General features: G+C 60.2%; 29 protein-coding genes. 21 read left to right on the top strand and 8 right to left on the bottom strand.

The annotated features are described in order from the left end of the window. The first annotated feature begins 130 nt into the window (after window positions 1-130). Window positions 131-409: a DUF3509 domain-containing protein gene (locus tag QRN46_RS10330; protein ID WP_041475181.1), complete on the top strand. Its 279-nt coding sequence runs from the start codon at window positions 131-133 to the stop codon at window positions 407-409. Between the two features lie 77 nt (window positions 410-486). Here the strand turns inward: QRN46_RS10330 and mtnC are convergent, their stop codons facing one another. From mtnC to aroC, 5 genes are all read right to left on the bottom strand, one after another. Next, window positions 487-1,170 carry an acireductone synthase gene (mtnC, locus tag QRN46_RS10325; RefSeq protein ID WP_011333211.1) on the bottom strand — a complete coding sequence of 228 codons (684 nt, stop codon included), beginning with the start codon at window positions 1,168-1,170 and terminating at the stop codon, window positions 487-489. Window positions 1,171-1,173: 3 nt separating this feature from the next. Continuing rightward, on the bottom strand, window positions 1,174-1,719 hold the full coding sequence (locus QRN46_RS10320; protein ID WP_039770173.1) for a 1,2-dihydroxy-3-keto-5-methylthiopentene dioxygenase: 546 nt from the start codon (window positions 1,717-1,719) through the stop codon (window positions 1,174-1,176). Window positions 1,720-1,810: 91 nt separating this feature from the next. Further along, window positions 1,811-2,437 carry a methylthioribulose 1-phosphate dehydratase gene (locus tag QRN46_RS10315; RefSeq protein ID WP_011333209.1) on the bottom strand — a complete coding sequence of 209 codons (627 nt, stop codon included), beginning with the start codon at window positions 2,435-2,437 and terminating at the stop codon, window positions 1,811-1,813. Then, a complete protein-coding gene (locus QRN46_RS10310) occupies window positions 2,434-3,579 on the bottom strand; it encodes an MFS transporter (RefSeq protein WP_285354609.1) in 1,146 nt (381 codons plus the stop codon). Before QRN46_RS10310 ends, QRN46_RS10315 begins: the two co-directional genes overlap by 4 nt. A gap of 31 nt (window positions 3,580-3,610) precedes the next feature. Continuing rightward, a complete protein-coding gene (gene aroC, locus QRN46_RS10305) occupies window positions 3,611-4,702 on the bottom strand; it encodes a chorismate synthase (RefSeq protein WP_011333207.1) in 1,092 nt (363 codons plus the stop codon). A 130-nt stretch (window positions 4,703-4,832) separates the two neighbouring features. On the opposite strand from aroC, the gene QRN46_RS10300 reads away from it, so the two are divergent. Next, on the top strand, window positions 4,833-5,786 hold the full coding sequence (locus QRN46_RS10300) for an alpha/beta hydrolase (protein ID WP_011333206.1): 954 nt from the start codon (window positions 4,833-4,835) through the stop codon (window positions 5,784-5,786). 97 nt (window positions 5,787-5,883) lie between these two features. Then, the gene (locus QRN46_RS10295; RefSeq protein WP_285354608.1) at window positions 5,884-6,675 is read left to right on the top strand and encodes a hypothetical protein; all 792 of its coding nucleotides are present in this window, start codon (window positions 5,884-5,886) and stop codon (window positions 6,673-6,675) included. A gap of 42 nt (window positions 6,676-6,717) precedes the next feature. Here the strand turns inward: QRN46_RS10295 and prmB are convergent, their stop codons facing one another. Next, complete coding sequence (gene prmB, locus QRN46_RS10290) at window positions 6,718-7,626, bottom strand: 50S ribosomal protein L3 N(5)-glutamine methyltransferase (RefSeq protein ID WP_007960007.1); 909 nt, start codon at window positions 7,624-7,626, stop codon at window positions 6,718-6,720. Window positions 7,627-7,865: 239 nt separating this feature from the next. On the opposite strand from prmB, the gene QRN46_RS10285 reads away from it, so the two are divergent. From QRN46_RS10285 to QRN46_RS10265, 5 genes are all read left to right on the top strand, one after another. Then, complete coding sequence (locus tag QRN46_RS10285; protein WP_197869552.1) at window positions 7,866-8,456, top strand: cysteine hydrolase family protein; 591 nt, start codon at window positions 7,866-7,868, stop codon at window positions 8,454-8,456. 131 nt (window positions 8,457-8,587) lie between these two features. Continuing rightward, complete coding sequence (locus tag QRN46_RS10280) at window positions 8,588-8,908, top strand: hypothetical protein (RefSeq protein ID WP_285354607.1); 321 nt, start codon at window positions 8,588-8,590, stop codon at window positions 8,906-8,908. 73 nt (window positions 8,909-8,981) lie between these two features. Further along, window positions 8,982-9,539: a Smr/MutS family protein gene (locus QRN46_RS10275; RefSeq protein WP_064594618.1), complete on the top strand. Its 558-nt coding sequence runs from the start codon at window positions 8,982-8,984 to the stop codon at window positions 9,537-9,539. Between the two features lie 77 nt (window positions 9,540-9,616). Continuing rightward, window positions 9,617-10,162, top strand: a complete 546-nt coding sequence (gene folE, locus QRN46_RS10270) for a GTP cyclohydrolase I FolE (protein ID WP_011333202.1) — start codon at window positions 9,617-9,619, stop codon at window positions 10,160-10,162. Between the two features lie 102 nt (window positions 10,163-10,264). Next, window positions 10,265-10,636 (top strand): glutaredoxin family protein, encoded by a 372-nt coding sequence (locus tag QRN46_RS10265; RefSeq protein ID WP_221616118.1) that lies wholly within the window; start codon window positions 10,265-10,267, stop codon window positions 10,634-10,636. Window positions 10,637-10,667: 31 nt separating this feature from the next. Here QRN46_RS10265 and QRN46_RS10260 read toward each other — a convergent pair whose 3' ends face one another. Continuing rightward, window positions 10,668-11,834 carry an aminotransferase-like domain-containing protein gene (locus QRN46_RS10260; protein ID WP_221616119.1) on the bottom strand — a complete coding sequence of 389 codons (1,167 nt, stop codon included), beginning with the start codon at window positions 11,832-11,834 and terminating at the stop codon, window positions 10,668-10,670. An 82-nt stretch (window positions 11,835-11,916) separates the two neighbouring features. On the opposite strand from QRN46_RS10260, the gene QRN46_RS10255 reads away from it, so the two are divergent. From QRN46_RS10255 to QRN46_RS10240, 4 genes are all read left to right on the top strand, one after another. Further along, window positions 11,917-12,360, top strand: coding sequence for a MarR family winged helix-turn-helix transcriptional regulator (locus QRN46_RS10255; protein WP_011333199.1), 444 nt, complete (start codon window positions 11,917-11,919; stop codon window positions 12,358-12,360). 196 nt (window positions 12,361-12,556) lie between these two features. Beyond that, entirely contained in the window at window positions 12,557-13,906 is a 1,350-nt protein-coding gene (locus QRN46_RS10250) for an NCS2 family permease (RefSeq protein ID WP_011333198.1), read from the top strand. 87 nt (window positions 13,907-13,993) lie between these two features. Continuing rightward, window positions 13,994-14,623: a LysE family translocator gene (locus tag QRN46_RS10245; protein WP_011333197.1), complete on the top strand. Its 630-nt coding sequence runs from the start codon at window positions 13,994-13,996 to the stop codon at window positions 14,621-14,623. A 169-nt stretch (window positions 14,624-14,792) separates the two neighbouring features. Further along, window positions 14,793-16,418 carry a hypothetical protein gene (locus QRN46_RS10240; protein ID WP_285354606.1) on the top strand — a complete coding sequence of 542 codons (1,626 nt, stop codon included), beginning with the start codon at window positions 14,793-14,795 and terminating at the stop codon, window positions 16,416-16,418. A gap of 104 nt (window positions 16,419-16,522) precedes the next feature. Here the strand turns inward: QRN46_RS10240 and uraH are convergent, their stop codons facing one another. Then, window positions 16,523-16,876, bottom strand: coding sequence for a hydroxyisourate hydrolase (uraH, locus tag QRN46_RS10235; RefSeq protein WP_011333195.1), 354 nt, complete (start codon window positions 16,874-16,876; stop codon window positions 16,523-16,525). 430 nt (window positions 16,877-17,306) lie between these two features. Between uraH and puuE the strand changes: the two genes are divergently transcribed. The 9 genes from puuE to QRN46_RS10190 all read left to right on the top strand — a co-directional run bounded on the left by puuE (window position 17,307) and on the right by QRN46_RS10190 (window position 25,378). Beyond that, window positions 17,307-18,233 (top strand): allantoinase PuuE, encoded by a 927-nt coding sequence (gene puuE / locus QRN46_RS10230; protein ID WP_064594599.1) that lies wholly within the window; start codon window positions 17,307-17,309, stop codon window positions 18,231-18,233. Beyond that, window positions 18,230-18,745, top strand: coding sequence for a 2-oxo-4-hydroxy-4-carboxy-5-ureidoimidazoline decarboxylase (gene uraD, locus QRN46_RS10225; RefSeq protein WP_064594598.1), 516 nt, complete (start codon window positions 18,230-18,232; stop codon window positions 18,743-18,745). Before puuE ends, uraD begins: the two co-directional genes overlap by 4 nt. Before the next feature lie 90 nt (window positions 18,746-18,835). Beyond that, complete coding sequence (alc, locus tag QRN46_RS10220; RefSeq protein ID WP_011333191.1) at window positions 18,836-19,831, top strand: allantoicase; 996 nt, start codon at window positions 18,836-18,838, stop codon at window positions 19,829-19,831. Between the two features lie 120 nt (window positions 19,832-19,951). Then, on the top strand, window positions 19,952-20,455 hold the full coding sequence (locus QRN46_RS10215) for an ureidoglycolate lyase (protein ID WP_011333190.1): 504 nt from the start codon (window positions 19,952-19,954) through the stop codon (window positions 20,453-20,455). A 51-nt stretch (window positions 20,456-20,506) separates the two neighbouring features. Continuing rightward, on the top strand, window positions 20,507-21,820 hold the full coding sequence (locus tag QRN46_RS10210; RefSeq protein ID WP_011333189.1) for a urate hydroxylase PuuD: 1,314 nt from the start codon (window positions 20,507-20,509) through the stop codon (window positions 21,818-21,820). Between the two features lie 169 nt (window positions 21,821-21,989). Then, window positions 21,990-23,348, top strand: a complete 1,359-nt coding sequence (locus tag QRN46_RS10205) for a nucleobase:cation symporter-2 family protein (RefSeq protein WP_011333188.1) — start codon at window positions 21,990-21,992, stop codon at window positions 23,346-23,348. Window positions 23,349-23,434: 86 nt separating this feature from the next. Then, on the top strand, window positions 23,435-24,220 hold the full coding sequence (locus QRN46_RS10200; protein ID WP_011333187.1) for an outer membrane protein OmpK: 786 nt from the start codon (window positions 23,435-23,437) through the stop codon (window positions 24,218-24,220). A 1-nt stretch (window position 24,221) separates the two neighbouring features. After that, window positions 24,222-24,596: a hypothetical protein gene (locus tag QRN46_RS10195; RefSeq protein ID WP_011333186.1), complete on the top strand. Its 375-nt coding sequence runs from the start codon at window positions 24,222-24,224 to the stop codon at window positions 24,594-24,596. Beyond that, entirely contained in the window at window positions 24,593-25,378 is a 786-nt protein-coding gene (locus tag QRN46_RS10190) for an outer membrane protein OmpK (RefSeq protein WP_011333185.1), read from the top strand. The genes QRN46_RS10195 and QRN46_RS10190 overlap by 4 nt, the downstream gene beginning before the upstream one ends. The last annotated feature ends 49 nt before the right edge of the window (window positions 25,379-25,427 follow it).

The raw sequence follows: 25,427 nt of genomic DNA, 5'->3' as shown, positions 1-25,427 counted from the left end.
CACGACAGCCGAAATGAGAAAATTTTATAACCTGCTGTTTTATAACGATTTTTAAAAAAATAAATACTGGCACAATCGCTGCAACTCCCTACGCATGCTTGCCATTCAAGTGCATACGGAGCTGAAAGACATGAGCCTGATCCAAGAAAAATTTACCTCCCTGTTCTCCAACTTCGACGTCACCACTGCGCCACGTCCCGATGGCGGGATCCTGCTGACACTGAAGAGTGCCGACGGCAAAGTGTTCAAACGTGCGCTGACCTATCAGCAACTGCATGCCGGCGATCAACTGTCGTGGGCGATCAGCGCGATCCGTCGTGATCTGGCAGAACAAGCCAGCGAGCTGCCGCAGATCGGCATGCTGCAAAGTCAGCAACGTTTTGCCCTGCCGACTTATCACTCGATGTAATTCGAACACCGTATAAACAGACAGGCCGTGGAGCTTTCGCTTCACGGCCTGTTTTTTTGCGCGGCGATTGTGTGAACTCAGAACGCTTCGGGTTCGATCCCAGTGAAGCTGTCGACGGTCACATGACCTTCCAGCTCCCCGCCCTCACGAGCCAGGCCGCAGGTTTGCAGGCCGGCTGACTGGGCGGCGTCGAGTTCCTGGACGATGTCGGAGAGGAACAGGATTTCCTGCGGTTCGACTCCGATGGCCTGCTGGATATTGGTATATGACTGCGGCTCGCGCTTGGGGCCCGACGTGGTGTCGAAGTAGCCACTGAACAACGGCGTCAGATCTCCTGCTTCCGAGCATCCGAAAATCAGCTTCTGCGCCTGGATCGAACCGGACGAATAAACAAAAAGTTGATAACCGGCCTGATGCCAGCGCTGGAGCGCTTCAACAGCGTCCGGGTAAACATGGCCTTTCAACTGCCCGGCCTGATAACCCTGCTCCCAGACCATGCCTTGCAACGCTTTCAGCGGCGTGGCTTTGCGGTCTTCGGCGATCCAGGCCAGCAGAATTTCCACGACTCGCTCGACGTCAGCCTGCGGTTCGTTGCTGTCGCGGCGCACGGCATCCAGTTGCTCGGCAACGTCGGCGCGCTGGGCGTTCTGACGGACGAAGTCCGGCAGGTGTTTGGCGGCATATGGGAACAGCACGTCGAACACAAAACTCACCGCGCTGGTGGTGCCTTCGATGTCGGTGAGAATGACCTTGATCGACATCGCTCAGTCCTCCAGACGCGGGAAGCGACCGGCGATGTCTTCGCCGGTGAAGTTGGCGACCCAGCCTTCAGGGTTGTTGAACAGACGGATCGCCACGAAATGCGGGTTCTCGCCCATATCGAACCAATGCTTGGTACCGGCCGGCACCGAAATCAGGTCGTTCTTCTCGCACAGCACGGCGTAGACGTAATCGTCGATGTGCAGGGTAAACAGACCGCGACCGGCAACGAAGAAGCGTACTTCGTCTTCGCCATGCCGATGTTCTTCGAGGAACTTGGCGCGCAATTCGGCTTTTTGTGGGTGGTCGCTGTTGAGGCTGATCACGTCGACCGTGATGTAGCCGCGCTCAGTCATCAGTTTGTCGATCTGCTCTTTATAAGCACCGATCACTTCTTCCTGGCTGGCGCCGGGCTGGATCTTCGCGGCGGCTTGCCAACGGTCGAAGCGCACGCCCTGCTCGGCCAGGGTCGAAGCGATGTCTTCGAAATGGGTCAGCACCTTGTTCGGAATCTCGGGGCTGGAAACGTGATAGACGGACAGGCTGCTCATGGGGCATTCCTCGGTATCGGCCTTGCCGTCCGGTTCTTCGAGACCGGTCGGGCACTGCATTCATCGGGCAAAGGGGCTGGTTCTGGTGAAGTCAGCCTTGGCGGTTCATGACGCTGCGGGTCTTCAACTCGCATTCAAACAGGAATTCAAAGGCCTCGATCTGGCGCAACGCGTCGCTCATCTGCGCGCCCCAGGTGTAGAGGCCGTGGCCGCGAATCAGATAACCCACGCAATCGGGATGGGCCTCGAGCCAAGGCTGCACCTTGGCAGCGAGGCGTGCAATGTCCTGATCGTTGTCGAAGATCGGCACGCGCACCCGGGATTCGTGGGTCGAGACGCCGCTGAAGGCTTTTTGCAGTTCGTAGTCTTCGAACTCGATGAAGTCTTGCGGCGTCAGGCGCGACAGCACCGTGGCGTTCACCGAGTGGGTGTGCAACACCGCGCCGATTTCCGGGCGCCAGCTGTAGAGCTGGGTGTGCAGCAGGGTTTCGGCGGACGGTTTTTTGCCGGGTTCCAGGCTGTTGCCGGACAGATCGGTGGCGAGCACGTCGTCCAGGCCCAACTGGCCCTTGTGCTTGCCGGACACGGTCAGCAGCGCTTCGCTCGGCGACAGGCGCGTCGAGTAATTGCTGCTGGTGGCCGGCGACCAGCCGCGACCATAAAGAAAACGCCCGGCGTCGACAATTTGCTGGGCAAGCTGTTCACGGGTAAGGCTCATGGCCTGTCCTCTTGCATTCGAATGGCAATGATAACGGCAGCGGCGAGCGCTGCGAGACTGGCAATACTAAAGGTCAATGTCGCGCCGAGGGCATTCCAGCTGTAGCCGGAATACAACGCGCCGAACGCACCACCGGTGCCAGCCAGCGCGGCATACAACGCCTGACCCTGCCCTTGCTGACGCGCGCCGAAGCTACGTTGCACGAACGCGATGGCAGCCGCATGAAAGCTGCCGAACGTCGCCGCGTGCAGCACCTGGGCAAACAGCAAGACCCACAGGAACTCGGCGAACGAACCTAGCAGCAACCAGCGCAACGCCGCCAGCAGAAAACTCGCCATCAACACCCGCCGCAGGGAAAAACGCGCGAGGATCCGGCTCATGGCCATGAACATCAGCACTTCCGCCACCACGCCGACCGCCCAGAGCATGCCGATCACGCCGCGGCTGTAGCCCAGTCGTTCGAGGTGCAGGGTCAAAAACGTGTAATACGGCCCGTGACTCATCTGCATCAGCGCCACGCAACCGTAAAACGCCAGCACCCCGGGATTGCGCAACTGTTTGAGAAAGCCCTCGCCCGTCGGACGGTTGCCCTGAGGCGGTTGCGCATTCGGCACCCACAGACTGCTGAGGACGATGCCGGCCATGATCAACACCAGCGCCGCCGGGTAGATGTCGAGGCTGAGCCATTCGAACAGGCGACCGAGGGCGACCACGGTGATGATGAAACCGATCGAGCCCCACAGGCGAATCTGACTGTAGCGGGAGGTCTGGCCCTGCAAATGCGCCAGAGTGATGACTTCGAACTGCGGCAGCACCGCGTGCCAGAAAAACGCGTGCAAGGCCATGACCATCGCCAGCCAGGCGTAGGTCTTGCTGACGAAAATCAATGAGAACGTCAGCAGCGTGCACACCGCGCCGAAGCGCACGATGGCCAGGCGCCTGCCGGTGTAATCGCCAAGCCAACCCCAGATGTTCGGTGCTACGCAGCGCATCAGCATCGGGATCGCCACCAGTTCGCCGATCCGCGCGGCACTGAAACCGAGGTGATCGAAGTACAGCGCCAGAAACGGCGCCGTCGAACCGAGCAAGGCGAAATAGAACAGATAGAAACTGGACAGCCGCCAGTACGGGAGCGCCGCCACGGTCAGACCGCGGCGGCTTTGAGATCACCCATCAAAGCTGACCCAGCACCGGGGTGCTCACGCGCACATCGGCGTTCTGGCCACGGTGGCGCAGCAGGTGATCCATCAACACGATGGCCATCATCGCCTCGGCAATCGGCGTGGCGCGGATACCGACACATGGGTCGTGACGGCCCTTGGTAATGACATCGACCGGGTTGCCATCGATGTCGATCGAACGGCCCGGGGTGGTGATGCTCGAGGTCGGCTTCAAGGCCAGGTGCGCGACGATCGGCTGCCCCGAAGAGATCCCGCCAAGGATGCCGCCCGCGTTGTTGCTGAGGAAACCTTCCGGGGTCAGCTCGTCACGGTGTTCGGTGCCGCGCTGGGCGACGCAGGCGAAACCGGCGCCGATTTCCACACCTTTGACCGCGTTGATGCTCATCAGCGCATGGGCCAGTTCGGCATCGAGACGGTCGAAGATCGGCTCGCCCAGGCCCGGCATCACGCCTTCGGCAACCACGGTGATCTTCGCCCCGACGGAGTCTTGATCGCGGCGCAACTGATCCATATAAGCTTCCAGCTCCGGCACTTTGTCCGGGTCCGGGCTGAAGAAGGCATTCTGCTCGACCGATTCCCAGGTCTTGAACGGGATTTCGATCGGGCCGAGCTGGCTCATGTAGCCGCGAATGACGATGCCTTGGCTTGCCAGGTACTTCTTGGCGATGGCGCCAGCCGCGACGCGCATGGCGGTTTCCCGCGCGGAGCTGCGACCGCCGCCGCGATAATCGCGCTCGCCGTATTTGTGGTGGTAGGTGTAGTCGGCGTGGGCCGGGCGGAACAGGTCCTTGATCGCCGAGTAGTCCTTGGACTTCTGGTCGGTGTTGCGAATCAGCAGGCCGATGGAGCAGCCGGTGGTGCGGCCCTCGAACACGCCGGAAAGGATTTCGACTTCGTCGGCTTCCTGGCGCTGGGTGGTGTGGCGGCTGGTGCCCGGCTTGCGACGGTCGAGGTCGCGTTGCAGATCTTCAAGGGAAATCTCCAGGCCCGGCGGGCAGCCGTCGACAATGGCGACCAACGCCGGACCATGGCTTTCGCCCGCGGTGGTGACAGTGAACAGCTTGCCGTAGGTATTGCCGGACATGCAGGACGCTCCGTGAAATCGAACCCAGATTCGTGATGCGCGCCAGTATACGCAGGCTAACCGAGTAGTTCATCCTCGAACCTTAGCGGTGTGGGTGAGTCCAACCGGCACCTTGGCAAATGATGGCGTGATGATGCTGCGAGTTTTGATCTTGAGCCTTTCCCTGTTTACCGGCTTCGTCCAGGCGACTGTCCTGCAACGTCCGGTCACGTTGACGACTGACAACGGCGAACTTTTCGGCTCGCTATTGCTGCCGAAATCCGACAACCCCGTGCCGGTTGTCCTGATCCTTTCTGGCTCGGGTCCTACCGATCGTGACGGAAACAACCCCGACGGCGGGCGCAATGACAGCCTCAAGCGACTGGCCTGGGTGCTGGCCAAACACAACGTCGCCAGTGTGCGTTTCGACAAGCGCGGCGTGGCTGCCAGCCTGGCCGCAACCCCGGACGAGCGAAACCTGTCGGTGGAAGCCTACGTGGCGGACGCCGTGGCCTGGGGGCAGAAGCTGAAAGCCGATCCGCGCTTCGGTCCGTTGATCCTGCTCGGCCACAGCGAAGGCGCGCTGATTGCCAGCCTGGCCGCTCCAAAGGTCGACGCGGCGGCGGTCATTTCGCTTTCCGGCACGGCCCGGCCGATCGATCAGGTGCTGCGCCGGCAACTGGCCCGCAGCCTCCCTCCCCCGTTGATGCTGCGCAGCAACGAACTGCTCGACAGCCTCAAGGCCGGGCATACCGACGACAATGTGCCAGCCCCGTTGCAGGTGATTTTCCGTCCGAGTGTGCAGCCGTACCTGATTTCGCTGTTCCGTCAGGATCCGGCGGCGGCCTTCGCCCAGCTGAAAATGCCGGCGCTGATCGTGCAAGGCAGCAACGACATTCAGGTCCAGGTCGATGATGCGAAATTGCTCAAGGCCGCCAAACCGGACGCAGAGCTGGCGCTGATCGAGGGTATGAACCACGTGTTGCGCATCGTGCCCAACGACGTGAAGCGGCAACTGGCCTCCTACAAGGACCCGAATTTGCCGCTGGCGGCGGAACTGGGGACACGCGTTCTTGAATTTATTGACGGACTTCGCACCCGTTAAGCGGTGTTTACCCTCTAGTCCTGGGAAAAACGGCCGATAAGCCTTTGTCGCCAGCGTACTGGCTGGCGGCAAGCAGCTTGGACAGGATCTCGCCGTTATGACCGATACCCAGACTTCACCCGACACCACCGCTGAAAAAGACGCACCGCCAGCGGTCGAGCTGCCATGGGCGGATGTCCACGTCGAGCACCACAAGATGCTCCGCCTGGCGCCGTTGCAGACCGACCGCAACACCGGCGGGCGGCCGCTGCGCTTCGTTGAATTCGGTTACGCCGAGCGCAACGGCAAAGGACACAGTCTGATGCGCATGGCGATCAAGTTGCCCGCTCAGCGAGTGCGCAAAGAGCAGAATCACCTGGACGTGTGGGTCGACCACACCACCAAGCGTGTGCATTTCGGCCCGGACAGCGGTTTGCAGATCGAACCGCTGAACCGTGGCATCGGCCGTTTCATGGCTGCCCAAGGCATCAACTGGGCAAAAAAGCGCTGGCCCACCTACACCGTCGACGGCATGGACTTGAACAACAAGGACGCGCTGAACGAAGACACTCGCCTGCGCCGCGATCACTTTCTGCGGGTGCATGGCTTTGATGTGGTTTACGCCGACGCCCAGCATTTGAAGGGCAGCGTCAAGGAAGTGAAGGTCGGCGACCTGCTGGGTGACTGGAACAGCGAAAAGCTGCAGATCGTCGAAATTCTCGAAGCTGCGCAGATGTTGCAGCAGGCCGAGCAGAATCTGGCCGAGCAGGAAGTGAAGCTGAAGAAGCAGGAAGACAAGGTCAGCAAGTTCAAGCGCGAAGACGCCGGGCTGCGTTTCACTATTACCTGTCTGGTGGCGTTTGCGGTGTTTCAGGCCGGGTTGCTGATCTGGATTGCTACGCACCGCTAAGCCAATGATCGTTCCCACAGAGGTGGGAACGATCGGTCCAGGTCAGACGCGGGAAGCGAACAGTGCCTGATGGGCGCGACACTGTTCGGCGGTCAGCATGAACACACCATGCCCGCCGCGCTCGAACTCCAGCCACGCGAAGTCGACCTCCGGATACAGCGCTTCGACGTGGACCTGGCTGTTGCCCACCTCGACAATCAGCAAACCCTTCTCGGTCAGATGATCCGCCGCTTCGGCGAGCATCCGGCGTACCAGGTTCAAGCCATCGTCGCCACAGGCAAGGCCCAGTTCCGGCTCGTGCTGGTATTCGTCCGGCATGTCGGCGAAATCTTCCGCATCGACGTAGGGCGGGTTCGACACGATCAGGTCGAAACGTTGACCCGGCAGACCATCGAAACCATCGCCCTGTACGGTGAACACCCGCTCATCGACGCCATGACGCTCGATGTTCTGGTTCGCCACTTCCAGCGCTTCGAACGACAGATCCGCCAGCACCACTTCGGCGTTCTGGAACTCGTAGGCGCACGCGATGCCGATGCAGCCGGAGCCGGTGCACAGGTCGAGAATCCGCGCCGGCTCGTCGCCGATCCATGGGGCAAAACGGTTTTCGATCAGTTCGCCAATCGGCGAGCGCGGGATCAGCACGCGCTCATCGACGATGAACGACATGCCGCAGAACCAGGCTTCGCCCAGCAGGTAAGCGGTCGGAATGCGCTCTTCGATGCGGCGCTTGAGCAGGCGCTGAAGATTGACCAGCTCATCGTCCTCCAGCGCGCAATCCAGATAGCTGTCGGCGATTTCCCACGGCAGGTGCAAGGCACCAAGCACTAGCTGCCGGGCTTCGTCCCAGGCATTGTCGGTGCCATGGCCGAAAAACAGATCCTCCCCATGGAAGCGGCTGACGGCCCAACGGATATGGTCGCGTAGGGTACGAAGTCGGGAAGTGATCACGGGGCAGAACTCCAGAAAAAACGACTGGCGATTCTAGCAGCCAAAACGCGCCGCGACGACGCAGGAAAGATTCCGGGGCGACGGTAGGACTCTTCCGATTTTCCCCTCGGCTATTGAACAGATCGTGTAACTTGACAAGGCTGCAGGCCAGCAACGACGGTGTCTACGATGGTAGCGATTCACAGAACCGCTCAGCCAGAGGAGAATGTCGCAAAAGCCCCACCCGAAGGAGCCCCAGAATGTCCGTTCCAAAAACGATGTTTCAACTCAGCGGTCGCGGTTACGCAGCGGCCACGTTGAGCCATGCCACCGTGGTCATCATCGATGCCCAGAAAGAGTACCTCAGCGGCCCGCTGGCCCTGAGTGGCATGGACGCGGCTGTCGCGAACATCAAACAACTGGTTGCCGCCGCCCGCGCGGCCGGCCGGCCGATCGTGCACGTGCGCCACCTCGGCACCGTCGGCGGTCTGTTCGACCCGCAAGGCGAACGCGGCGAATTCATCCCCGGCCTGGAACCCCAGGGCGATGAAACCATCATCGGCAAACTGCTGCCGAGCGCCTTTCACGGCACCGAACTCTACGATCGTCTGCAAACCATCGGCTCGCTGGACCTGATCGTCTGCGGTTTCATGAGTCACTCCAGCGTCAGCACCACCGTGCGCGCGGCGAAAAACCTGGGCTTCCGCTGCACCCTGGTCGAAGACGCCTGCGCCACCCGCGATCTGCCGTTCAAGGGCCGCGTACTCAGTGCCGCACAGGTGCAGGAAGCGGAAATGGCGATCATGGCCGACAACTTTGCCACCCTCGCGCTGACCCAGGATCTGATCTGATCGACCGTAAATGAGCGGCTCAGCCCGCCGCTCATCTGCAAAAACCTCGCATTTGCTTCAATTACCCTAGCCTCAGGAACAACCCGGTCAACTCCCGGTCGAAGGGCCGATACCCATTGAGGAAGGTCGGAATGAAGTTATCCGATGGATTTGACGCACGCCGCTTGCGGCCCAAAGGCCAAAGCAACTGGCGATTTCGATTCGGCGCGACGATCGCGGCCATTCTGGCGACGTTCGGCGTGCTGCTGGCGATGGCCGGGGCCGCCAGCCTGCTGGGGCGCCCACCGGCGCTCGGCGACCTGAATGCAACACCGCTCGGCTCGGCGATCATTCTCGCAGTCGGCTTGCTGTTCCTGTATTTCGGCGTGGCCCTGTGGCGTCGTTGCCGGCGTCGCGCACGGCAATCACGGGAATTGAACATGTCCCCGCACCTGATGAAAAAACACGATTGATCGACGGCCTGGCTTTTTGCCGGGCCGTTTTGTGTCTGTTTGGGTAAACTGGCCGCCCTTCGCGGAGGCTGACATGCAAGACGACGATTTTTCCCTGTTCAAAAGTGCGATCCAAGGCGTCAAGCCGATCAAGCACGACCGCGCCGACACCGGCAAACCCAAGGCTGACCGTGACCGGATCGCCAAGCTGCGCCAGTCCGCGACCGTGCGCACCGACACCACTACCGTTGACGGCCTGTCCGATCAGTTCGTGATCGACGTCGGTCCTGAAGACGAGCTAATGTGGGCCCGCGACGGGGTGCAGGAAAGCCAGATGCGCAAGCTCAAGATCGGGCAGATCCCGTTCGAAGGCAGCCTCGACCTGCACGGCATGAGCGTAGAAAAAGCCCGCGAAACCCTTTGGGCGTTTCTCGCCGAAGCCACCAGATTCGAAATCCGCTGCGTGCGCGTCACCCACGGCAAAGCCGTGCGTCTGGACGGCAAGCGGCCGATGATCAAAAGCCACGTCAACACCTGGCTGCGCCAGCATGCGCAAGTGCTCGGTTTTTGCTCGTGCCAGGCGAAACATGGCGGCGCCGGCGCCGTGTATGTGATGCTGAAACGCACCATGATGGAAGGCCGCGACGAATAATCCCGTCACACCGAACTTGCAGGGTCGTGTCCGCCACCGTACCCTTGCCCTTTGCGAAAATCCCCACAGGTAGTTTCATGTCCCTGGAACAGAATTACACCGCGATTCTCGGCCAACTGGGCGAGGACGTCTCCCGCGAGGGCCTGCTCGACACGCCAAAGCGTGCCGCCAAAGCCATGCAGTACCTCTGCCGCGGTTATCAACAGACGCTCGAAGAGGTCACCAACGGTGCCCTGTTCAGCTCCGACAACAGCGAAATGGTGCTGGTCAAGGACATCGAGCTCTACTCGTTGTGCGAACACCACCTGCTGCCGTTCATCGGCAAGGCCCACGTCGCGTACATCCCGAGCGGCAAAGTGCTGGGCCTGTCGAAGGTCGCGCGGATCGTCGACATGTACGCCCGCCGCCTGCAGATCCAGGAAAACCTCAGCCGCCAGATCGCCGATGCGGTCCAGCAGGTCACCGGCGCGCTGGGCGTGGCCGTGGTGATCGAGGCCAAGCACATGTGCATGATGATGCGCGGGGTGGAGAAGCAGAACTCGTCGATGATCACTTCGGTGATGCTCGGTGAGTTCCGTGAAAACGCGGCGACCCGCAGCGAGTTTCTCAGCCTGATCAAGTAATGCGTGACAGGAAAAAACCGGCGTTGATCGCCGGTTTTTTTTCGTCCGTGAAAAATCGGGTAAGCTGCGCGCCTTCTTCAATGTCCCTGTGAGGCTTGTAACGTGTTCGTCAAAGCGCTTCGTGTCGGCCTCGGCCAACTGATCATCTTCGTTGATTTCCTGACCCGTCCGGGCAAGAAACAACGCCCCGCCGCTGCCCAGGCTGAGGTTGACGCCGCCGCCAGGGACCTGACCCTGTATCAGTTCCACGCCTGCCCGTTCTGCGTGAAGACCCGCCGCAGCCTGCGTCGCCTGAATGTGCCGGTGACCCTGAAGGATGCGAAGAACAACGAGCAGGATCGTCAGACCCTGCTCGAACAAGGCGGCAAGATCAAAGTGCCGTGCCTGCGCATCGAAGAGAACGGCCAGACCACCTGGATGTATGAGTCCAACACGATCATCGAATATCTGAACCAGCGGTTCGCCGCAGTCTGAATCAAAAAAACCGGCCTGATGGCCGGTTTTTTTATGCCGCCTGCACGGCCTGTGCCTGGCGCACCACCGCCGCCAGACGCTTGAGCCCTTCATCGAGTCGTGAAGGATCGATGTGACTGAAGTTCAGGCGCAGATGACCGGGATTGCGATCCGGCTCGGGGAAGAATGGTTCGCCCGGCATGAAAGCCACATCGTCGGCCAGCGCGGTGTTCAGCAACGTGCGCGTGTCCAATGGCTGCTTCAGGGTCAACCAGAAAAACAGCCCGCCCTGCGGCGTGTTCCAGTCCGCCAGATCGGCGAAATGGGTTTCCAGCGCCGCTTGAAAGGCGTCGCGGCGCTGACGGTAGAAGCCGCGCAATTCACTCAAGTGCTGTTGATATTTCTCACTGCCAATCCACTGCAATGCCTGCCACTGACCGATGCGGTTGGTGTGCAGATCCGCCGATTGCTTGAGTTTGAGCAGATGCGGGAAAAGGTCCGGGCTGGCAATCAGGTAGCCGACTCGCAGGCCCGGCAACAGGGTTTTCGACACGGTGCCGGTGTAGATCCAGCTGGATTTCTTCAGGCGTCCGGCAATCGGTCGGGCGCTGCCGCCGTCGAAGGTCAGTTCGCGATAGGGTTCGTCTTCGATCAGGGTCACGCCGAATTCGTCGAGCAATGCCGCAACGGCTTCGCGCTTGGCTTCGCTGTAGCGCACGGCGGACGGGTTCTGGAAGGTCGGGATCAGATAGATGAACGCCGGGCGATGCTGTTCCAGACGCTGACGCAATTGCGTGAGGTTCGGGCCGTCAGCCTCCAGCGGCACGGTCAGGCAATCGGCGCCGAACAGCTGGAAGATCTGCAGGGCCGCCAGATAGGTCGGCGCTTCGAGCAGGATTTCGGTGCCCTTGTCGATGTACAGCTTGGCCGCCAGATCCAGAGTTTGCTGGGAGCCGCTGACCACCAGCACCTGACTCGCCTCACACGGCAAACCCAGCGCTCTCGCCTCTGCTGCCAGCGCTTCGCGCAGTGCCGGCTCGCCTTCGCTCATGCCGTACTGGCCGAGAGACAGTGGCATGTCGGCCCATTCAACCTTCGGCAGCATGGCTTCAGCCGGCAAACCGCCAGCAAACGACATCACTTCCGGGCGCTGGGCCGCGGCAAGGATTTCACGGATCAGAGAACTTTTGAGGCGCGAGACACGTTCGGAAAAAGCCATGGAGGTCACCGCTAGCGAGGCATGGGAAAAATGAGTCAAACTTGTTGACTGAAATTACGACAGCCTCACTGGAAACGTCAATATGCTTGACCTTAAAAACTGCGCCAGCCAGCAACAAGCCATGGAAGCGTTTTTCTTCGGTTACCAGGCGTTCACCGCCAAGGCCGATGAAATGCTCGAGCGTCGCGGCTTGTCCCGCGTGCATCAACGCATCGTGTTTTTCATCGCTCGCTATCCGAACCTGAGCGTCAAGGAATTGCTCGCGCTACTCGGCGTCAGCAAGCAGGCGCTGAACATGCCGTTGCGGCAATTGCAGGAAATGCACTTGGTGGACAGCGTGGCGTCCGAGACAGACAAGCGTAAACGCCTGCTGGAGCTGACCGTTGAAGGGGCGAAATTTGAACAGGCGCTGCGTCGGGAACAGGTGAAATTGCTTGAACGCGTCTTTGCCGAAGCCGGCGAAACGGCGGTAAACGGTTGGCTGGCGGTGAATCTGGCGCTGGGAACCAATCGCCCGAACGAGTGATATAGCTCGATCAACTGTCTTTTCGTCTACAAAACCAAAAACAATATTTGCTTTATTTGTACACAAAAGCATAATCCACAGCGTGCGAGTTCCTGACCGCATGGTCAACAAATTCGCGTATGCCTCAAAGGGCCGCTGCCACCCCTCATGGGTCCGGTCCTGGAAATAACAATAAAACTCTTGAGGAGTACTCGCTGTGGAAAGCCGCAAATCCGAAGCATCGACGCTGGAACTCTCGCCGCCCTTACGCACGGGCCTGCTTGAGCGCATCTTCAAACTCAGCTTGCATGGCACCACGGTGAAGACCGAGCTGATTGCCGGTCTGACAACCTTCATCACCATGGCCTACATCATTTTCGTCAACCCGAACATCATGGCCGATGCCGGGATCGATCACGGTGCAGCCTTCGTCGCCACCTGTATCGCCGCCGCGCTGGGCTGCCTGCTGATGGGCCTCTACGCCAACTGGCCGGTGGGCCTGGCGCCGGGCATGGGCCTCAACGCGTTCTTCACCTACACCGTCGTCGGCACTATGGGCTACAACTGGGAAACGGCCCTCGGTGCGGTGTTCGTCTCGGGCGTGCTGTTCATGATCCTGACCTTTTCGCGGATTCGCGAATGGCTGCTCAACAGCATTCCGGTCAGCCTGCGCTATGCGATGGGCGCCGGCGTGGGCCTGTTCCTCGGGCTGATCGGCCTGAAAACCGCTGGTATCGTCGTCGATAGCCCGGCCACCCTGATCAAGCTCGGCTCGCTGCGTGAACCCGGCCCGCTGCTTGCAGCCATCTGCTTCCTGATGATCGCGATCCTCAGTTATCACAAAGTGTTCGGCGCAATCCTCATCAGCATCATCACCGTGACCCTGGCAGGCTGGGGCCTGGGCATCGTGCACTATGAAGGGATAATGTCCACCCCGCCGAGCCTGGCGCCGACCTTCATGGCCATGAATGTCGCCGGCGTGTTCAACGTCAGCATGATCAGCGTGGTACTGGCTTTCCTGTTCGTACACATGTTCGACACCGCCGGCACCTTGATGGGCGTCGCACAGCGCGCCAATCTGGTGAACCCTGACGGCCGTATCGAAAACCTGTCCCGCGCCATGAAAGCAGACAGCGCCTCCAGCGTATTCGGCGCGGTCGTCGGCGTTCCGCCCGTCACCAGCTACGTGGAAAGTGCCGCTGGCGTAGCCGCTGGTGGTCGGACTGGTCTTACCGCAGTCACCGTGGGTGTGCTATTTATAGCCGCGATGTTCTTTGCACCGCTGGCCGGCATGATTCCCGCCTATGCCACCGCTGGCGCGCTGATTTACGTAGCGATGCTGATGATGGGCGGCATGGCACACATCGAATGGGACGAAGCGACCGACAGCATTCCGGCGATCGTCACCGCGATCATGATGCCGCTGACCTTCTCGGTCGCCGACGGTATCGCGCTGGGCTTCATTACCTATGTCGCGCTGAAGGCCGGCACCGGTAAATACAAAGAGATTTCCGTCAGCCTGTGGGTGCTCTGCGCGATCTTCATCGCCAAGTTCATCTTCCTGTAAGCGCTGCGCGGTTCACGCTTCAAAACAGCCTCACCCCATCGGGTGGGGCTTTTGCACATTCTTGATAACGATAAAAAGGAGCAAGTGATGAGTCTGGAAACCTGGCTGCTGTTCAGCGGCGCTGCGCTGGTGGTGATCCTGATTCCGGGGCCGCTGTCGTTGCTGATGATCAGCAACAGTCTGAACTACGGTCTGCGTCGTTCGTACCCGGCGTTTCTTGGCGGCGTGTTCGCCTCGATCTGCCTGCTCAGCGCCTCGGCGCTGGGGTTGGGCGCCCTGTTGCTGGCGTCCGAGAAACTGTTCAGTGCCCTGAAAATCATCGGTGCGATCTACCTGTTCTACCTTGCCTGGCAGAGCTGGCAGCAATCGCGTCAGCCGTCGATGGGTGCCGAAGTGCCTCAGGCCGCACCGGTTCCGAAATTCCGCGCGCTGTTCAGCCGGGCCTTCGTGCTGGGCGCGAGCAATCCGAAAGACATTTTGTTTTTCGCCGCGTTTCTGCCGCAATTTCTCAGCGCCGAGCAACCGTTCCTGCCGCAACTGCTGGTGATGATCGCCACCTGGACGCTGCTCGATCTGCTGTGCAAATTGACCTACGGCCTCGGTGCCCATGGCGCGGCGCGTTATCTGCGCAGCGGCAAGGGGCAGAGCTGGTTCAACCGCATCAGCGCCGGACTCTTCGGGGGGGCTGGTGCAGCTTCACTGCTGAGCAGCCACTGATCCGCGATCAGACTGACCGCCATTTCCAGGTGAAGTGGCGGTAGTTGTCCACCTGGAAACGTCCGGCATCAACTGTGTCACCCGATAGACATATGTACCGCACGGCAACGTGCAGGCTTGAGGATCATTGAACGCTCCCGTCATCTGGACCCCGTGAGCACAACAATCCATGAGCCCGAAGAAACCGATCCGCCCCAGAACCCCGCCCACTTCAGATCAAGGCATCCCGAGGGCCCGCGATACGTCGCCTGAAATCACCGTCAGGCAAGCGGCTCACATCGAACAGCCGCCCCTCGATCAGACGACCGATCCGCTCACCGGCCCCGGCAATCTGCCGTCCGGCTCCTCGCCTGCGCACTATCAGATCGCCGATCTGCCCCTCGGCACCCCTATCGCTCGCGTCACAAACGATCGCCCGATTGCCGGTTACTTTCTTCCACCGCGCCTGGTGGACAGATTACCCCAGCCCGACTCACTGACAGGATTTCGCAAGGCCGGGCCGTATACCTACGTCGACCTGATCGACGGCGGAACGGTTTTGCTCGGCGCGGATTTACAAAGCAATATCAGAGCCCGAATGTCGAACGAACTCTGGGCTTCCGGCCCCCGACTCGAGCAGGTGGCAGGCACCCTGCAATGGCGCACGGTGGCCTCGAACGGTTCATCGACCATCGACGCTTCGCAACTTTTTATCACCCGCGTTCCCGCACCCGCTGACGAAGCGCACGCTACACCGCCCAAACGTCCTCGTATTGCGGGTGATGAACAGCAACCGACTGACCCCTCCAGCGCGAACCGCGCGATTGCCGACGCAGAGCTGGATGCGCTGATCGATCCCTGGAAGACCTGGGGCATCATCGGCCAACCGGGCTCACCTGACGACATCAATATCAACGGATCCCGATACCGGACCCTGCCCCGCGGCCCCGCACACAACGATCCAATTGTTTACATCAAGCATCCGTATCACCTGATGTACGACTACGCCACGCTGGATCGGACACTGCGCACCGACTTCCTGCAGCAACCTCGCGGCGCCATTCGTGTTCCGCCTGCCCTGCATTGGGAAGTCGATCCGGCCCTGCCATTTCAGCGGCCGATGAAAGAAACCGTCGCCACCTATTTCCCCGAGTTGTCGGACGTCACCCTGCACAATGTCGCCAAACGGCAATTCACACTCGCCAATGGCTCCGAGCTTGCAACGGGCAGCGGTCTGACGCTGTTGCGTCAAGCGTTCAATGACTGGAAAACCGGCACCGTCAACCCGCGTCCGGAGTTGGTCGATCCGTTGTTGATGCTTGATTCACTGCCGCGATCCATAACGGAAGGCAACCAGAAGGTCGAGCTGCCCGTTGCCAACGTGAAAGCCGGTCTGCGTCGCCTGGACTTCGATCCGGCCCGGTTTCCAGAGGAATGGAGATACTTCATGCCGAGCCAGTCGGCGGTCGATATAAAACGCTTTGCGGCGGGGCTTCTGACGCGCAACGGCTACAGCGTTTTCGAACCGAGCCCTGCACAAAGCTTTGCGGCCGTTGTGTTCACACGGACAGGGCATGACTTCGTCTTTTTCCTCAGCCTGCATCGCGTCAGGGGACGCCAGATTCAGCAGCCTGCTAATCAGGATCCGAATGCCGCGAATATCAGGCTGATCGATCAGGTCGGTCAGGACGCCGCGCAAGCCGTGGAAGCGGCTCACCCGGCGAACAAGGTCGTCTGGCTCAGAGGGGGCGTGCAGACGCTCGCCCCTTATCCGGATACGTTTTTCATCATCAGGGATGATTACGCAAGGCTTTGATGCCTCACAGACGCGAGGATAAAAAAAGCCCGCAGTGTGAGCGGGCGAAAGACCAAAGAAGCTATATGCGCAGTCGCTTCCCGGCAGGAGCAGCTGCTTGGGGGTCAGCTGCCCCGATAGGTGGAATAGCTGTAAGGCGAGATCAGCAACGGTACGTGGTAGTGATCCTGTTCGGCAGAGATGCCGAACCGCAGTACCACCACGTCCAGGAATGCCGGCTCCGGCAACTGGACGCCACGGGCGCGGTAGTAATCGCCGGCGTGGAACTGAACCTGATAGACACCGGTACGGTAGTCATCGCCTTGCAGCAGTGGCGCATCGACCCGACCATCGCTGTTGGTAAGCGCACTGGCGACCAATTCCAGGTGCGAACCTTCAACGCGGTACAGCTCGACCTTGATCGAGCTGCCCGGGCAACCGTGTGCAGCGTCCAAAACGTGTGTTGTCAAACGTCCCATTGATTCTGCGTGCCTGCCTGCGTGGAGCAGTCAGACTTCGCGCCTCCCGAAGTCAGTTGAAAAGGAGACCGCACCGTTTCGGAGCACGAAAAGCTGCGGCGAGCGATTGATTAAGACACTTTTAAAAAAAATTGTACACAATAAAAACGACATTTTTCCTCTCACCCCCGCCATCCTTCGATTTCCCGGTGATTTGCCCCATAACCTCGCATTCATTGAACCCCCAATCCATTAGCTGACTGGTCAGGCAGGTTTCTTGCAGGTTCACGCCATTAACAGCAAAAGATGACGGCCGGTGAAAAATGCGAAAATTCAGGCTTACAAATTGAGAATAAAGTTGTATACAATCAGCCCATCGCTGTGACGCCAGCCTGCCATCCAAACTTCAGGGCGCCACACAATCTGTCAACGAATAAGAAGGAAGACTGCAGTGAGCGCTGACTACCCACGCGACCTGATCGGTTACGGCAGTAACCCTCCTCACCCACACTGGCCGGGCAATGCCCGGATCGCCCTGTCGTTCGTACTCAATTACGAAGAAGGCGGCGAGCGCAACATCCTGCACGGCGACAAAGAATCGGAAGCCTTCCTCTCGGAAATGGTCGCGGCCCAGCCTCTGCAAGGCGCGCGCAACATGAGCATGGAATCGCTTTACGAGTATGGCAGCCGTGCCGGCGTCTGGCGGATCCTGAAACTGTTCAAGGAATTCGACATTCCGCTGACCATCTTCGCCGTGGCCATGGCCGCCCAGCGTCACCCGGACGTGATCCGTGCGATGGTCGCGGCCGGTCACGAGATCTGCAGCCACGGTTACCGCTGGATCGACTACCAGTACATGGACGAGGCGCAGGAACGCGAGCACATGCTCGAAGCGATCCGCATCCTCACCGAACTCACCGGCGAGCGCCCGCTGGGCTGGTACACCGGGCGCACCGGCCCGAACACCCGTCGTCTGGTGATGGAAGAAGGCGGTTTCCTCTACGACTGCGACACCTATGACGACGACCTGCCCTACTGGGAACCGAACAACCCGACCGGCAAGCCGCACCTGGTGATCCCGTACACCCTGGACACCAACGACATGCGCTTCACCCAGGTCCAGGGTTTCAACAAGGGCGACGATTTCTTCGAATACCTCAAGGATGCGTTCGACGTGCTGTATGCCGAAGGCGCCGAAGCACCGAAGATGCTATCGATCGGCCTGCACTGCCGTCTGATCGGCCGTCCGGCGCGTCTGGCTTCGCTCAAGCGCTTTATCGAATACGCTAAAAGTCATGAACAGGTGTGGTTCAGCCGTCGCGTCGACATCGCACGTCACTGGCACGAAACCCACCCGTACCAAGGGGCTGCCAAATGAGCACCTTTCAAACCCTGCAACCGTCGACCCTGAGCCGCGACGCCTTCGTCAAAGCCTTCGCCGACATCTACGAACATTCGCCATGGGTGGCCGAGAAGGCCTTCGACCTGGGCCAGGACGCATCGATCGACCAGATCGAAACCCTGCACCAGCGCATGAGCGACATCCTGTTGAGCGCCGATCACGCCAGTCAGCTGGCACTGATCAACGCTCACCCGGACCTGGCCGGCAAAGCTGCCGTCCAGGGCGAGTTGACCGAAGCCAGCACCCATGAACAGGCTGGCGCCGGTATTCACCAATGCACGGCCGAAGAGTTCCAGCGCTTCACCGAGCTGAACGACGCCTACAAGGCCAAGTTCAAGTTTCCCTTCATCATGGCGGTAAAAGGCAGCAACCGGCATCAGATCCTCGCGGCGTTCGAAACGCGCATTCACAACCCGGTCGACACCGAGTTCAAATGCGCGCTGGCGGAGATCAACAAGATCGCCCTGTTCCGATTACTGACTCTCTAGCGAGCCTGGCCCGAGAAACCTCTAGAACGCTTGTGTTTCCCAGGGCCCTGCAAGCATCCCAAGCCACTTATTTAAAGGCAGACAAGAAGAATGAAAGCTTACGCCGTACCTTTCGAGAAGTTCGTCAACCTGGCCGATGCACGTCTGGGCACCAAAATCATCTCGGTCACCGATGACTGGTTCGCAGACGCCAATCGTCTGTTTCAGCCGACCCCGGCCGTGTGGAAGGAGGGCGTGTTCGATGACAACGGCAAGTGGATGGACGGCTGGGAGTCCCGCCGCAAGCGCTTCGAAGGCTACGACAGCGCGGTGATCCGCCTGGGCGTACCGGGTTCGATCAAAGGCGTGGACATCGACACTTCATTCTTCACCGGCAACTTCCCGCCATCGGCCTCGCTGGAAGCCTGCTTCCTGGCGTCGGGCGAGCCGGACGAAAACACCCAGTGGACTGAAGTGCTGTCTGCCGTCGAACTGCAAGGCAACAGCCACCACTACCACGAAATCAGCAACGACAAGGCGTTCAGCCACCTGCGCTTCAACATCTACCCGGATGGCGGCGTGGCCCGTCTGCGCGTGTACGGCATTCCGTTCCGCGACTGGTCGGCTGTTGGCGACAACGAGCAAGTCGACCTGGCCGCAGCCCTCAACGGTGGCCGCGCCCTCGCCTGCTCCGACGAACACTTCGGCCGCATGAGCAACATCCTCAACCCGGGCCGTGGCATCAACATGGGCGACGGCTGGGAAACCGCACGTCGTCGCACGCCGGGCAATGACTGGGTGATCGTCGCGCTGGGCCACCCGGGCGAGATCGAAAAAATCATCGTCGACACCCTGCACTTCAAGGGCAACTACCCGGACACCTGCTCGATCCAGGGCGCGTTCGTCAAGGGCGGCACCGACAGCCAGATCGAAACCCAGTCGCTGTTCTGGCGCGAACTGCTGCCAAGCCAGAAGCTGGAAATGCACGCCGAACACACCTTCGTCGAGCAGATCAACGCACTGGGCCCGATCACCCACATCCGTCTGAACGTGTTCCCGGATGGTGGTGTGAGCCGCCTGCGCGTACTGGGCAAGGTCGCTAAATAAGCGCTGAACCCGATCGCCAGCAGGCCGGCTCCCACAAGGAAATGTATTCCAGATGTGGGAGCTGGCCTGCCAGCGATAGCAACAGAACCAACAACACAGAATTCGGATAAGAAGAACAGCATGCGCACACTGACGATTGAACCGCTGACCAAAGAAGCCTTCGCCCCTTTCGGTGACGTGATCGAAACCGACGGCAGCGATCACTTCATGATCAACAACGGTTCGACCATGCGCTTCCACAAACTGGCGACGGTCGAAACCGCAACGCCTGAGGACAACGCGATCATCAGCATTTTCCGCGCCGACGCGCAGGACATGCCGCTGACCGTCAGCATGCTGGAACGCCATCCGCTGGGCAGCCAGGCTTTCATTCCGCTGCTCGGCAACCCCTTTCTGATCGTGGTCGCGCCACTTGGCGATGTACCTGTATCAGGCTTGGTCCGCGCCTTCGTCACCAACGGCAGGCAGGGCATCAATTACCATCGCGGCGTCTGGCACCACCCGGTGCTGACGATCGAAAAGCGGGATGACTTCCTGGTGGTTGATCGCAGTGGCAAAGGCAATAACTGCGATGAGCATTTTTTCAAAGAGGATGAGCGTTTGATCCTCGCCCCCCACCAATAAGAGAAGGTCTGATCACTCGACAACAAGAGTGACAGGCGAGAGGTAAAGACTGTGGAAGCACATCTGTTGGAATGGCTGAACCTGAGCGTGCGCTGGGTTCACATGATCACTGGCGTGGCCTGGATCGGCGCGTCGTTCTACTTCGTCTGGCTGGAGAACAACCTCAACCGCGTCAACCCGAAAACCGGTCTTGCCGGTGATCTGTGGGCGATCCACGGCGGCGGTATCTATCACCTGGAAAAATACAAACTGGCCCCTCCGTCGATGCCGGAGAACCTGCACTGGTTCAAATGGGAAGCCTATTTCACCTGGATGTCGGGGATCGCGCTGCTGTGCGTGGTGTTCTACTCCAACCCCGTGCTCTACCTCGTGGCACCCGGCAGCGGCCTGACCGGCCCTGAAGGCGTGGCCATCGGCATCGGTTCGCTGATCGCCGGCTGGTTCATCTACGACTTCCTCTGCGATTCGCCTCTGGGCAAAAAACCTGCCCTGCTCGGCTTCATCCTGTTCGTGCTGATCATCGGCGCGGCGTATGGCTTCAGCAAGGTGTTCAGCGGTCGTGGTGCATACCTGCACGTCGGCGCGATCATCGGCACCATCATGGTCGGCAACGTGTTCCGCATCATCATGCCGGCGCAGCGCGCACTGGTCGCCGCGATCGCCGAGAACCGCACGCCGGATCCGGCCCTGCCGGCCAAAGGCCTGCTGCGTTCGCGTCACAACAACTACTTCACCCTGCCGGTGCTGTTCATCATGATCAGCAACCACTTCCCGAGCACCTACGGCAGCCAGTACAACTGGCTGATCCTGGCCGGGATTGCGGTGTTGGCGGTGTTGGTGCGTCACTACTTCAACACCCGTCACGACAGCCACAAGTTTGCCTGGACCCTGCCGGTGGCAGCGGTGGGCATGATCAGTCTGGCGTACGTCACCGGCCCGGCGCCGATGTCGAACGCGCCGGACGTGGCCAAGGCGCCTGCAAAAATCGAGTACCAGCCACTGCCGGAAACGGCGCTGGGTGGTGGCGCGAAACCGGCTGAAGCAGCACAACCAGCCGCCCCTGCTGCACCGGCCGCCGCTCCGGCCCAGGCGTCCAACGCCGGCCCTGCGTTCGACAAGGTGCACAACGTGATCCAGGAACGCTGCGCGGTCTGCCACTCGGCCAAACCGACCAGCCCGCTGTTCAGCGCTGCCCCGGCCGGTGTGATGTTCGACACCCCCGAGCAGATCCGCCAGAACGCGGCACGGATCCAGGCGCAAGCCATCACCACGCAGATCATGCCACTGGGCAACATCACTCAGATGACCCAGCAGGAACGTGACCTGATCGGTGCATGGATCGCCCAGGGAGCCCAGACCAACTAAGCCGTAAAAACCTCGCGAGCAGGCTCGCGCCCACACGGATCATCCGGATCCTGTGGGCGCCGGCTTGCCTGCGATTGGCCGCATAAGCGGTCTGCCTGATGCAAAGAGGGCAGCGGCAAGCAACCCGGCCGCTGTTCATCACAAGAATAAAAAAGATCCGAGGTGTTGCATGTCCGAGCTGTCCAAAGCGCGCATCCCCGACGCACCCGCCATTCAGCGCTTGCCCCTTTTGCAACTGATCCTGGTCGGTTTGCAACATGTACTGCTGATGTACGGCGGCGCCATCGCGGTACCGTTGATCATTGGACAGGCCGCTGGCCTGAGTCGTGAAGAAATCGCCTTCCTGATCAACGCCGACCTGCTGGTCGCCGGCATCGCCACCATCGTGCAGTCCCTGGGGATCGGCCCGATGGGCATACGCATGCCGGTGATGATGGGCGCCAGTTTCGCCGCCGTCGGCAGCATGGTCGCCATGGCCGGCATGCCCGGCATCGGTCTGCAGGGAATCTTCGGCGCCACCATCGCCGCCGGGTTCTTCGGCATGATCATCGCGCCGTTCATGTCCAAGGTCGTGCGCTTCTTCCCTCCCCTGGTGACCGGCACGGTCATCACCTCGATCGGTTTATCGTTGTTCCCCGTGGCCGTAAACTGGGCCGGTGGCGGCGCTGGCGCCGCACAATTCGGTTCACCGATTTACCTGGCCATCGCCGCACTGGTGCTGGCCACCATTCTGTTGATCCACCGCTTCATGCGTGGTTTCTGGGTCAACATTTCCGTACTGATCGGCATGTGCCTGGGCTACGTGCTCTGCGGCGCCATCGGCATGGTCGACCTGAGCGGCATGGCCAACGCGCCGTGGGTTCAGTTCGTCACCCCGCTGCATTTCGGCATGCCGAAGTTCGAACTGGCACCGATCCTGTCGATGTGCCTGGTGGTGGTGATCATCTTCGTCGAGTCCACCGGTATGTTCCTCGCACTGGGCAAAATCACCGGCCAGGAAGTCTGCCCGCGCATGCTGCGTCGCGGCCTGCTGTGTGATGCCGGCGCATCGTTCTTCGCCGGCTTCTTCAACACCTTCACCCACTCCTCCTTCGCGCAGAACATCGGTCTGGTGCAGATGACCGGCGTGCGCTGCCGTTCGGTGACCATCGTTGCCGGTGGTTTGCTGATCGTCCTGAGCCTGCTGCCGAAAGCGGCGTTCCTGGTGGCATCGATTCCACCGGCGGTGCTCGGCGGCGCAGCGATTGCGATGTTCGGCATGGTGGCCGCCACCGGCATCAAGATCCTGCAAGAGGCCGACATCGGCGACCGTCGCAACCAATTGCTGGTAGCCGTGAGCATCGGCATGGGCCTGATCCCGGTGGTGCGTCCGGAATTCTTCGCCCACCTGCCGTTGTGGATGAGCCCGATCACCCACAGCGGGATCGCCATGGCCACCCTCAGCGCGCTGACGCTGAACCTGTTGTTCAACATCCTCGGCGGCGCCGAACGCGCAGCGATCAACGACTGCCACGCACACCCGCACTGATCCGAAGAGTAAAAAAGGGGGCTCGCCCAAGCCTGCCCCCTCGCGACAGCTTTGCCTCAAACAATAAAAACAAGAGGGAGCAACAGATGATCCGGACTCAAACCAACGTGTTGTTGAGCGGCGGCCTGCTGGCCGCATCGCAAGCCATGGCCGGCGATTTATTGCTGTGGCAGACCAACAGCCTGAGCTACCTGTACGGCAAGAACTTCGCGATCAACCCGTCAATCCAGCAGACGGTAACGTTCGAGCACGCCGACAAGTGGAAGTACGGCGACAACTTCCTGTTCGTCGACAAGATCTTCTACAACGGCCAGGAAGACCGCAACAAAGGCCCCCACGCGTTCTACGGCGAATTCAGCCCGCGCCTGTCGTTCGGCAAGATCTTCGACAGGAAGCTGGAGTTCGGCCCGATCAAGGACGTGCTGCTGGCCATGACCTACGAGTACGGCGAAGGCGACAGCGAGGCCTATCTGATCGGCCCCGGCTTCGACCTCAAGGTGCCGGGTTTCAACTATTTCACCCTGAACTTCTATCGCCGCCAGACCGAAGGCCCGCGCCCCGGCGATGGCGTCTGGCAGATCACTCCCGGCTGGTCCTACAGCATTCCCGTGGGCAACTCTGACCTGCTGATCGACGGCTATCTGGACTGGGTGGTCGACAACGACCAGAACTCCCGTGGCACCTATCACGCCAACCTGCACATCAACCCGCAGATCAAATACGACCTGGGCAAAGCGCTCGGCTGGGGTGAAAAGCAGGTGTACGTCGGCACCGAATACAGCTACTGGAAAAACAAATACGGGGTCGAAAGCACCCACAGTTTCGACACCAACCAGAACACCGCCAGCCTGCTGGTGAAGGTGCACTTCTAAGATGACCCGCAACCGTGCCCGCTACCTGTCGTCGGTGCTCTGTTGCGGGGCACTTGAGGCCTGGCCGTTGAGTCAGTATTCTCCGCGGCCTCCTGAATTCGGTCTAAAAAAAAGCCCGAATTTAATTCCTGACCGAAAAGCCAACTTATCCCGGCCGCGGTCAGTACCGAGGCATCCCGAAAACACGCTCAATCGACTGTTTTTCAGCAGCCGACGGGCGTTTTTTTGCTTTTCGAAAAGCCTTGGCTCAGCTCTTGCTAACAGCATGAAAGCTGACCGGATGGATGACTTTCGCAGCAACGAAAAAAGGCGCCACACCAGAGCGCCGACTCAAAAAAACAAACGTGGAACACCTACTTTGGGAGCAACCGAATGAAACGTATGTGCACCAGCCTGATGCTTGCGGGATCGCTGCTGGCAGGGGGTCAGGCCATGGCCGACGGCCTGCTGCAATGGCAGAACAACAGCCTGACCTACCTCTATGGCAAGGACTTCCAGGTCAACCCGCGCATTCAGCAGACCGTCACCTTCGAGCACGCCGATGCCTGGAAGTACGGCGACAATTTCCTGTTCGTCGACAAGATCTTCTACAACGGCAAGGATGACGGCGGTGTGGGTTCGAACACCTACTACGGCGAAATCAGCCCGCGTCTGTCGTTCGGCAAGATCTTCGATCAGAAACTGGCTTTCGGTCCGGTCACCGACGTGCTGCTGGCCATGACTTACGAGTTCGGTGAAGGCGATACCGAGTCGTACCTGATCGGTCCGGGCTTCGACCTGGCAATCCCGGGCTTCGACTACTTCCAGCTGAACTTCTACCAACGCCACACTGAAGGTTCCCGCGCCGGTGACAACGTCTGGCAGATCACCCCGGTCTGGTCCTACACGATTCCGGTCGGTGACTCGAACATCCTGATCGACGGTTTCATGGACTGGGTGGTCGACAACGACTCCAACTCCAAAGGCGATTACCACGCCAACCTGCACTTCAATCCACAAATCAAATACGACCTGGGCAAAGCGCTGAGCATTGGCGAGAAGCAGTTGTATGTGGGTGTCGAGTACGACTACTGGTCGGACAAGTACGGGATCAAGGACAGCCAGTATTTCAAAACCGATCAGAGCACCACGAGCTTCCTGGTGAAGTTCCACTTCTGATCCTGGTGTCAGTGGCGTCTGAAAGGACGCCTTCGCGAGCAAGCCCGCT

The sequence above is a fragment of the Pseudomonas sp. lyk4-R2A-10 genome, assembly GCF_030209075.1.
Taxonomy (GTDB): Bacteria; Pseudomonadota; Gammaproteobacteria; order Pseudomonadales; family Pseudomonadaceae; genus Aquipseudomonas; species Aquipseudomonas glycinae.
This window is presented reverse-complemented; position numbering and strand designations above follow the sequence as displayed.

What these genes read in the sequence shown, in the direction of transcription:
- QRN46_RS10330 (WP_041475181.1), top strand. Translation starts at nt 131, where the DNA reads ATGAGCCTGATCCAAGAAAAATTTACCTCCCTGTTCTCCAACTTCGAC.
- mtnC (WP_011333211.1), bottom strand. Translation starts at nt 1,170, where the DNA reads ATGTCGATCAAGGTCATTCTCACCGACATCGAAGGCACCACCAGCGCG.
- QRN46_RS10320 (WP_039770173.1), bottom strand. Translation starts at nt 1,719, where the DNA reads ATGAGCAGCCTGTCCGTCTATCACGTTTCCAGCCCCGAGATTCCGAAC.
- QRN46_RS10315 (WP_011333209.1), bottom strand. Translation starts at nt 2,437, where the DNA reads ATGAGCCTTACCCGTGAACAGCTTGCCCAGCAAATTGTCGACGCCGGG.
- aroC (WP_011333207.1), bottom strand. Translation starts at nt 4,702, where the DNA reads ATGTCCGGCAATACCTACGGCAAGCTGTTCACTGTCACCACCGCGGGC.
- QRN46_RS10300 (WP_011333206.1), top strand. Translation starts at nt 4,833, where the DNA reads ATGATGCTGCGAGTTTTGATCTTGAGCCTTTCCCTGTTTACCGGCTTC.
- QRN46_RS10295 (WP_285354608.1), top strand. Translation starts at nt 5,884, where the DNA reads ATGACCGATACCCAGACTTCACCCGACACCACCGCTGAAAAAGACGCA.
- QRN46_RS10285 (WP_197869552.1), top strand. Translation starts at nt 7,866, where the DNA reads ATGTCCGTTCCAAAAACGATGTTTCAACTCAGCGGTCGCGGTTACGCA.
- QRN46_RS10280 (WP_285354607.1), top strand. Translation starts at nt 8,588, where the DNA reads ATGAAGTTATCCGATGGATTTGACGCACGCCGCTTGCGGCCCAAAGGC.
- QRN46_RS10275 (WP_064594618.1), top strand. Translation starts at nt 8,982, where the DNA reads ATGCAAGACGACGATTTTTCCCTGTTCAAAAGTGCGATCCAAGGCGTC.
- folE (WP_011333202.1), top strand. Translation starts at nt 9,617, where the DNA reads ATGTCCCTGGAACAGAATTACACCGCGATTCTCGGCCAACTGGGCGAG.
- QRN46_RS10260 (WP_221616119.1), bottom strand. Translation starts at nt 11,834, where the DNA reads ATGGCTTTTTCCGAACGTGTCTCGCGCCTCAAAAGTTCTCTGATCCGT.
- QRN46_RS10255 (WP_011333199.1), top strand. Translation starts at nt 11,917, where the DNA reads ATGCTTGACCTTAAAAACTGCGCCAGCCAGCAACAAGCCATGGAAGCG.
- QRN46_RS10245 (WP_011333197.1), top strand. Translation starts at nt 13,994, where the DNA reads ATGAGTCTGGAAACCTGGCTGCTGTTCAGCGGCGCTGCGCTGGTGGTG.
- QRN46_RS10240 (WP_285354606.1), top strand. Translation starts at nt 14,793, where the DNA reads ATGAGCCCGAAGAAACCGATCCGCCCCAGAACCCCGCCCACTTCAGAT.
- uraH (WP_011333195.1), bottom strand. Translation starts at nt 16,876, where the DNA reads ATGGGACGTTTGACAACACACGTTTTGGACGCTGCACACGGTTGCCCG.
- uraD (WP_064594598.1), top strand. Translation starts at nt 18,230, where the DNA reads ATGAGCACCTTTCAAACCCTGCAACCGTCGACCCTGAGCCGCGACGCC.
- alc (WP_011333191.1), top strand. Translation starts at nt 18,836, where the DNA reads ATGAAAGCTTACGCCGTACCTTTCGAGAAGTTCGTCAACCTGGCCGAT.
- QRN46_RS10215 (WP_011333190.1), top strand. Translation starts at nt 19,952, where the DNA reads ATGCGCACACTGACGATTGAACCGCTGACCAAAGAAGCCTTCGCCCCT.
- QRN46_RS10205 (WP_011333188.1), top strand. Translation starts at nt 21,990, where the DNA reads ATGTCCGAGCTGTCCAAAGCGCGCATCCCCGACGCACCCGCCATTCAG.
- QRN46_RS10200 (WP_011333187.1), top strand. Translation starts at nt 23,435, where the DNA reads ATGATCCGGACTCAAACCAACGTGTTGTTGAGCGGCGGCCTGCTGGCC.
- QRN46_RS10195 (WP_011333186.1), top strand. Translation starts at nt 24,222, where the DNA reads ATGACCCGCAACCGTGCCCGCTACCTGTCGTCGGTGCTCTGTTGCGGG.
- QRN46_RS10190 (WP_011333185.1), top strand. Translation starts at nt 24,593, where the DNA reads ATGAAACGTATGTGCACCAGCCTGATGCTTGCGGGATCGCTGCTGGCA.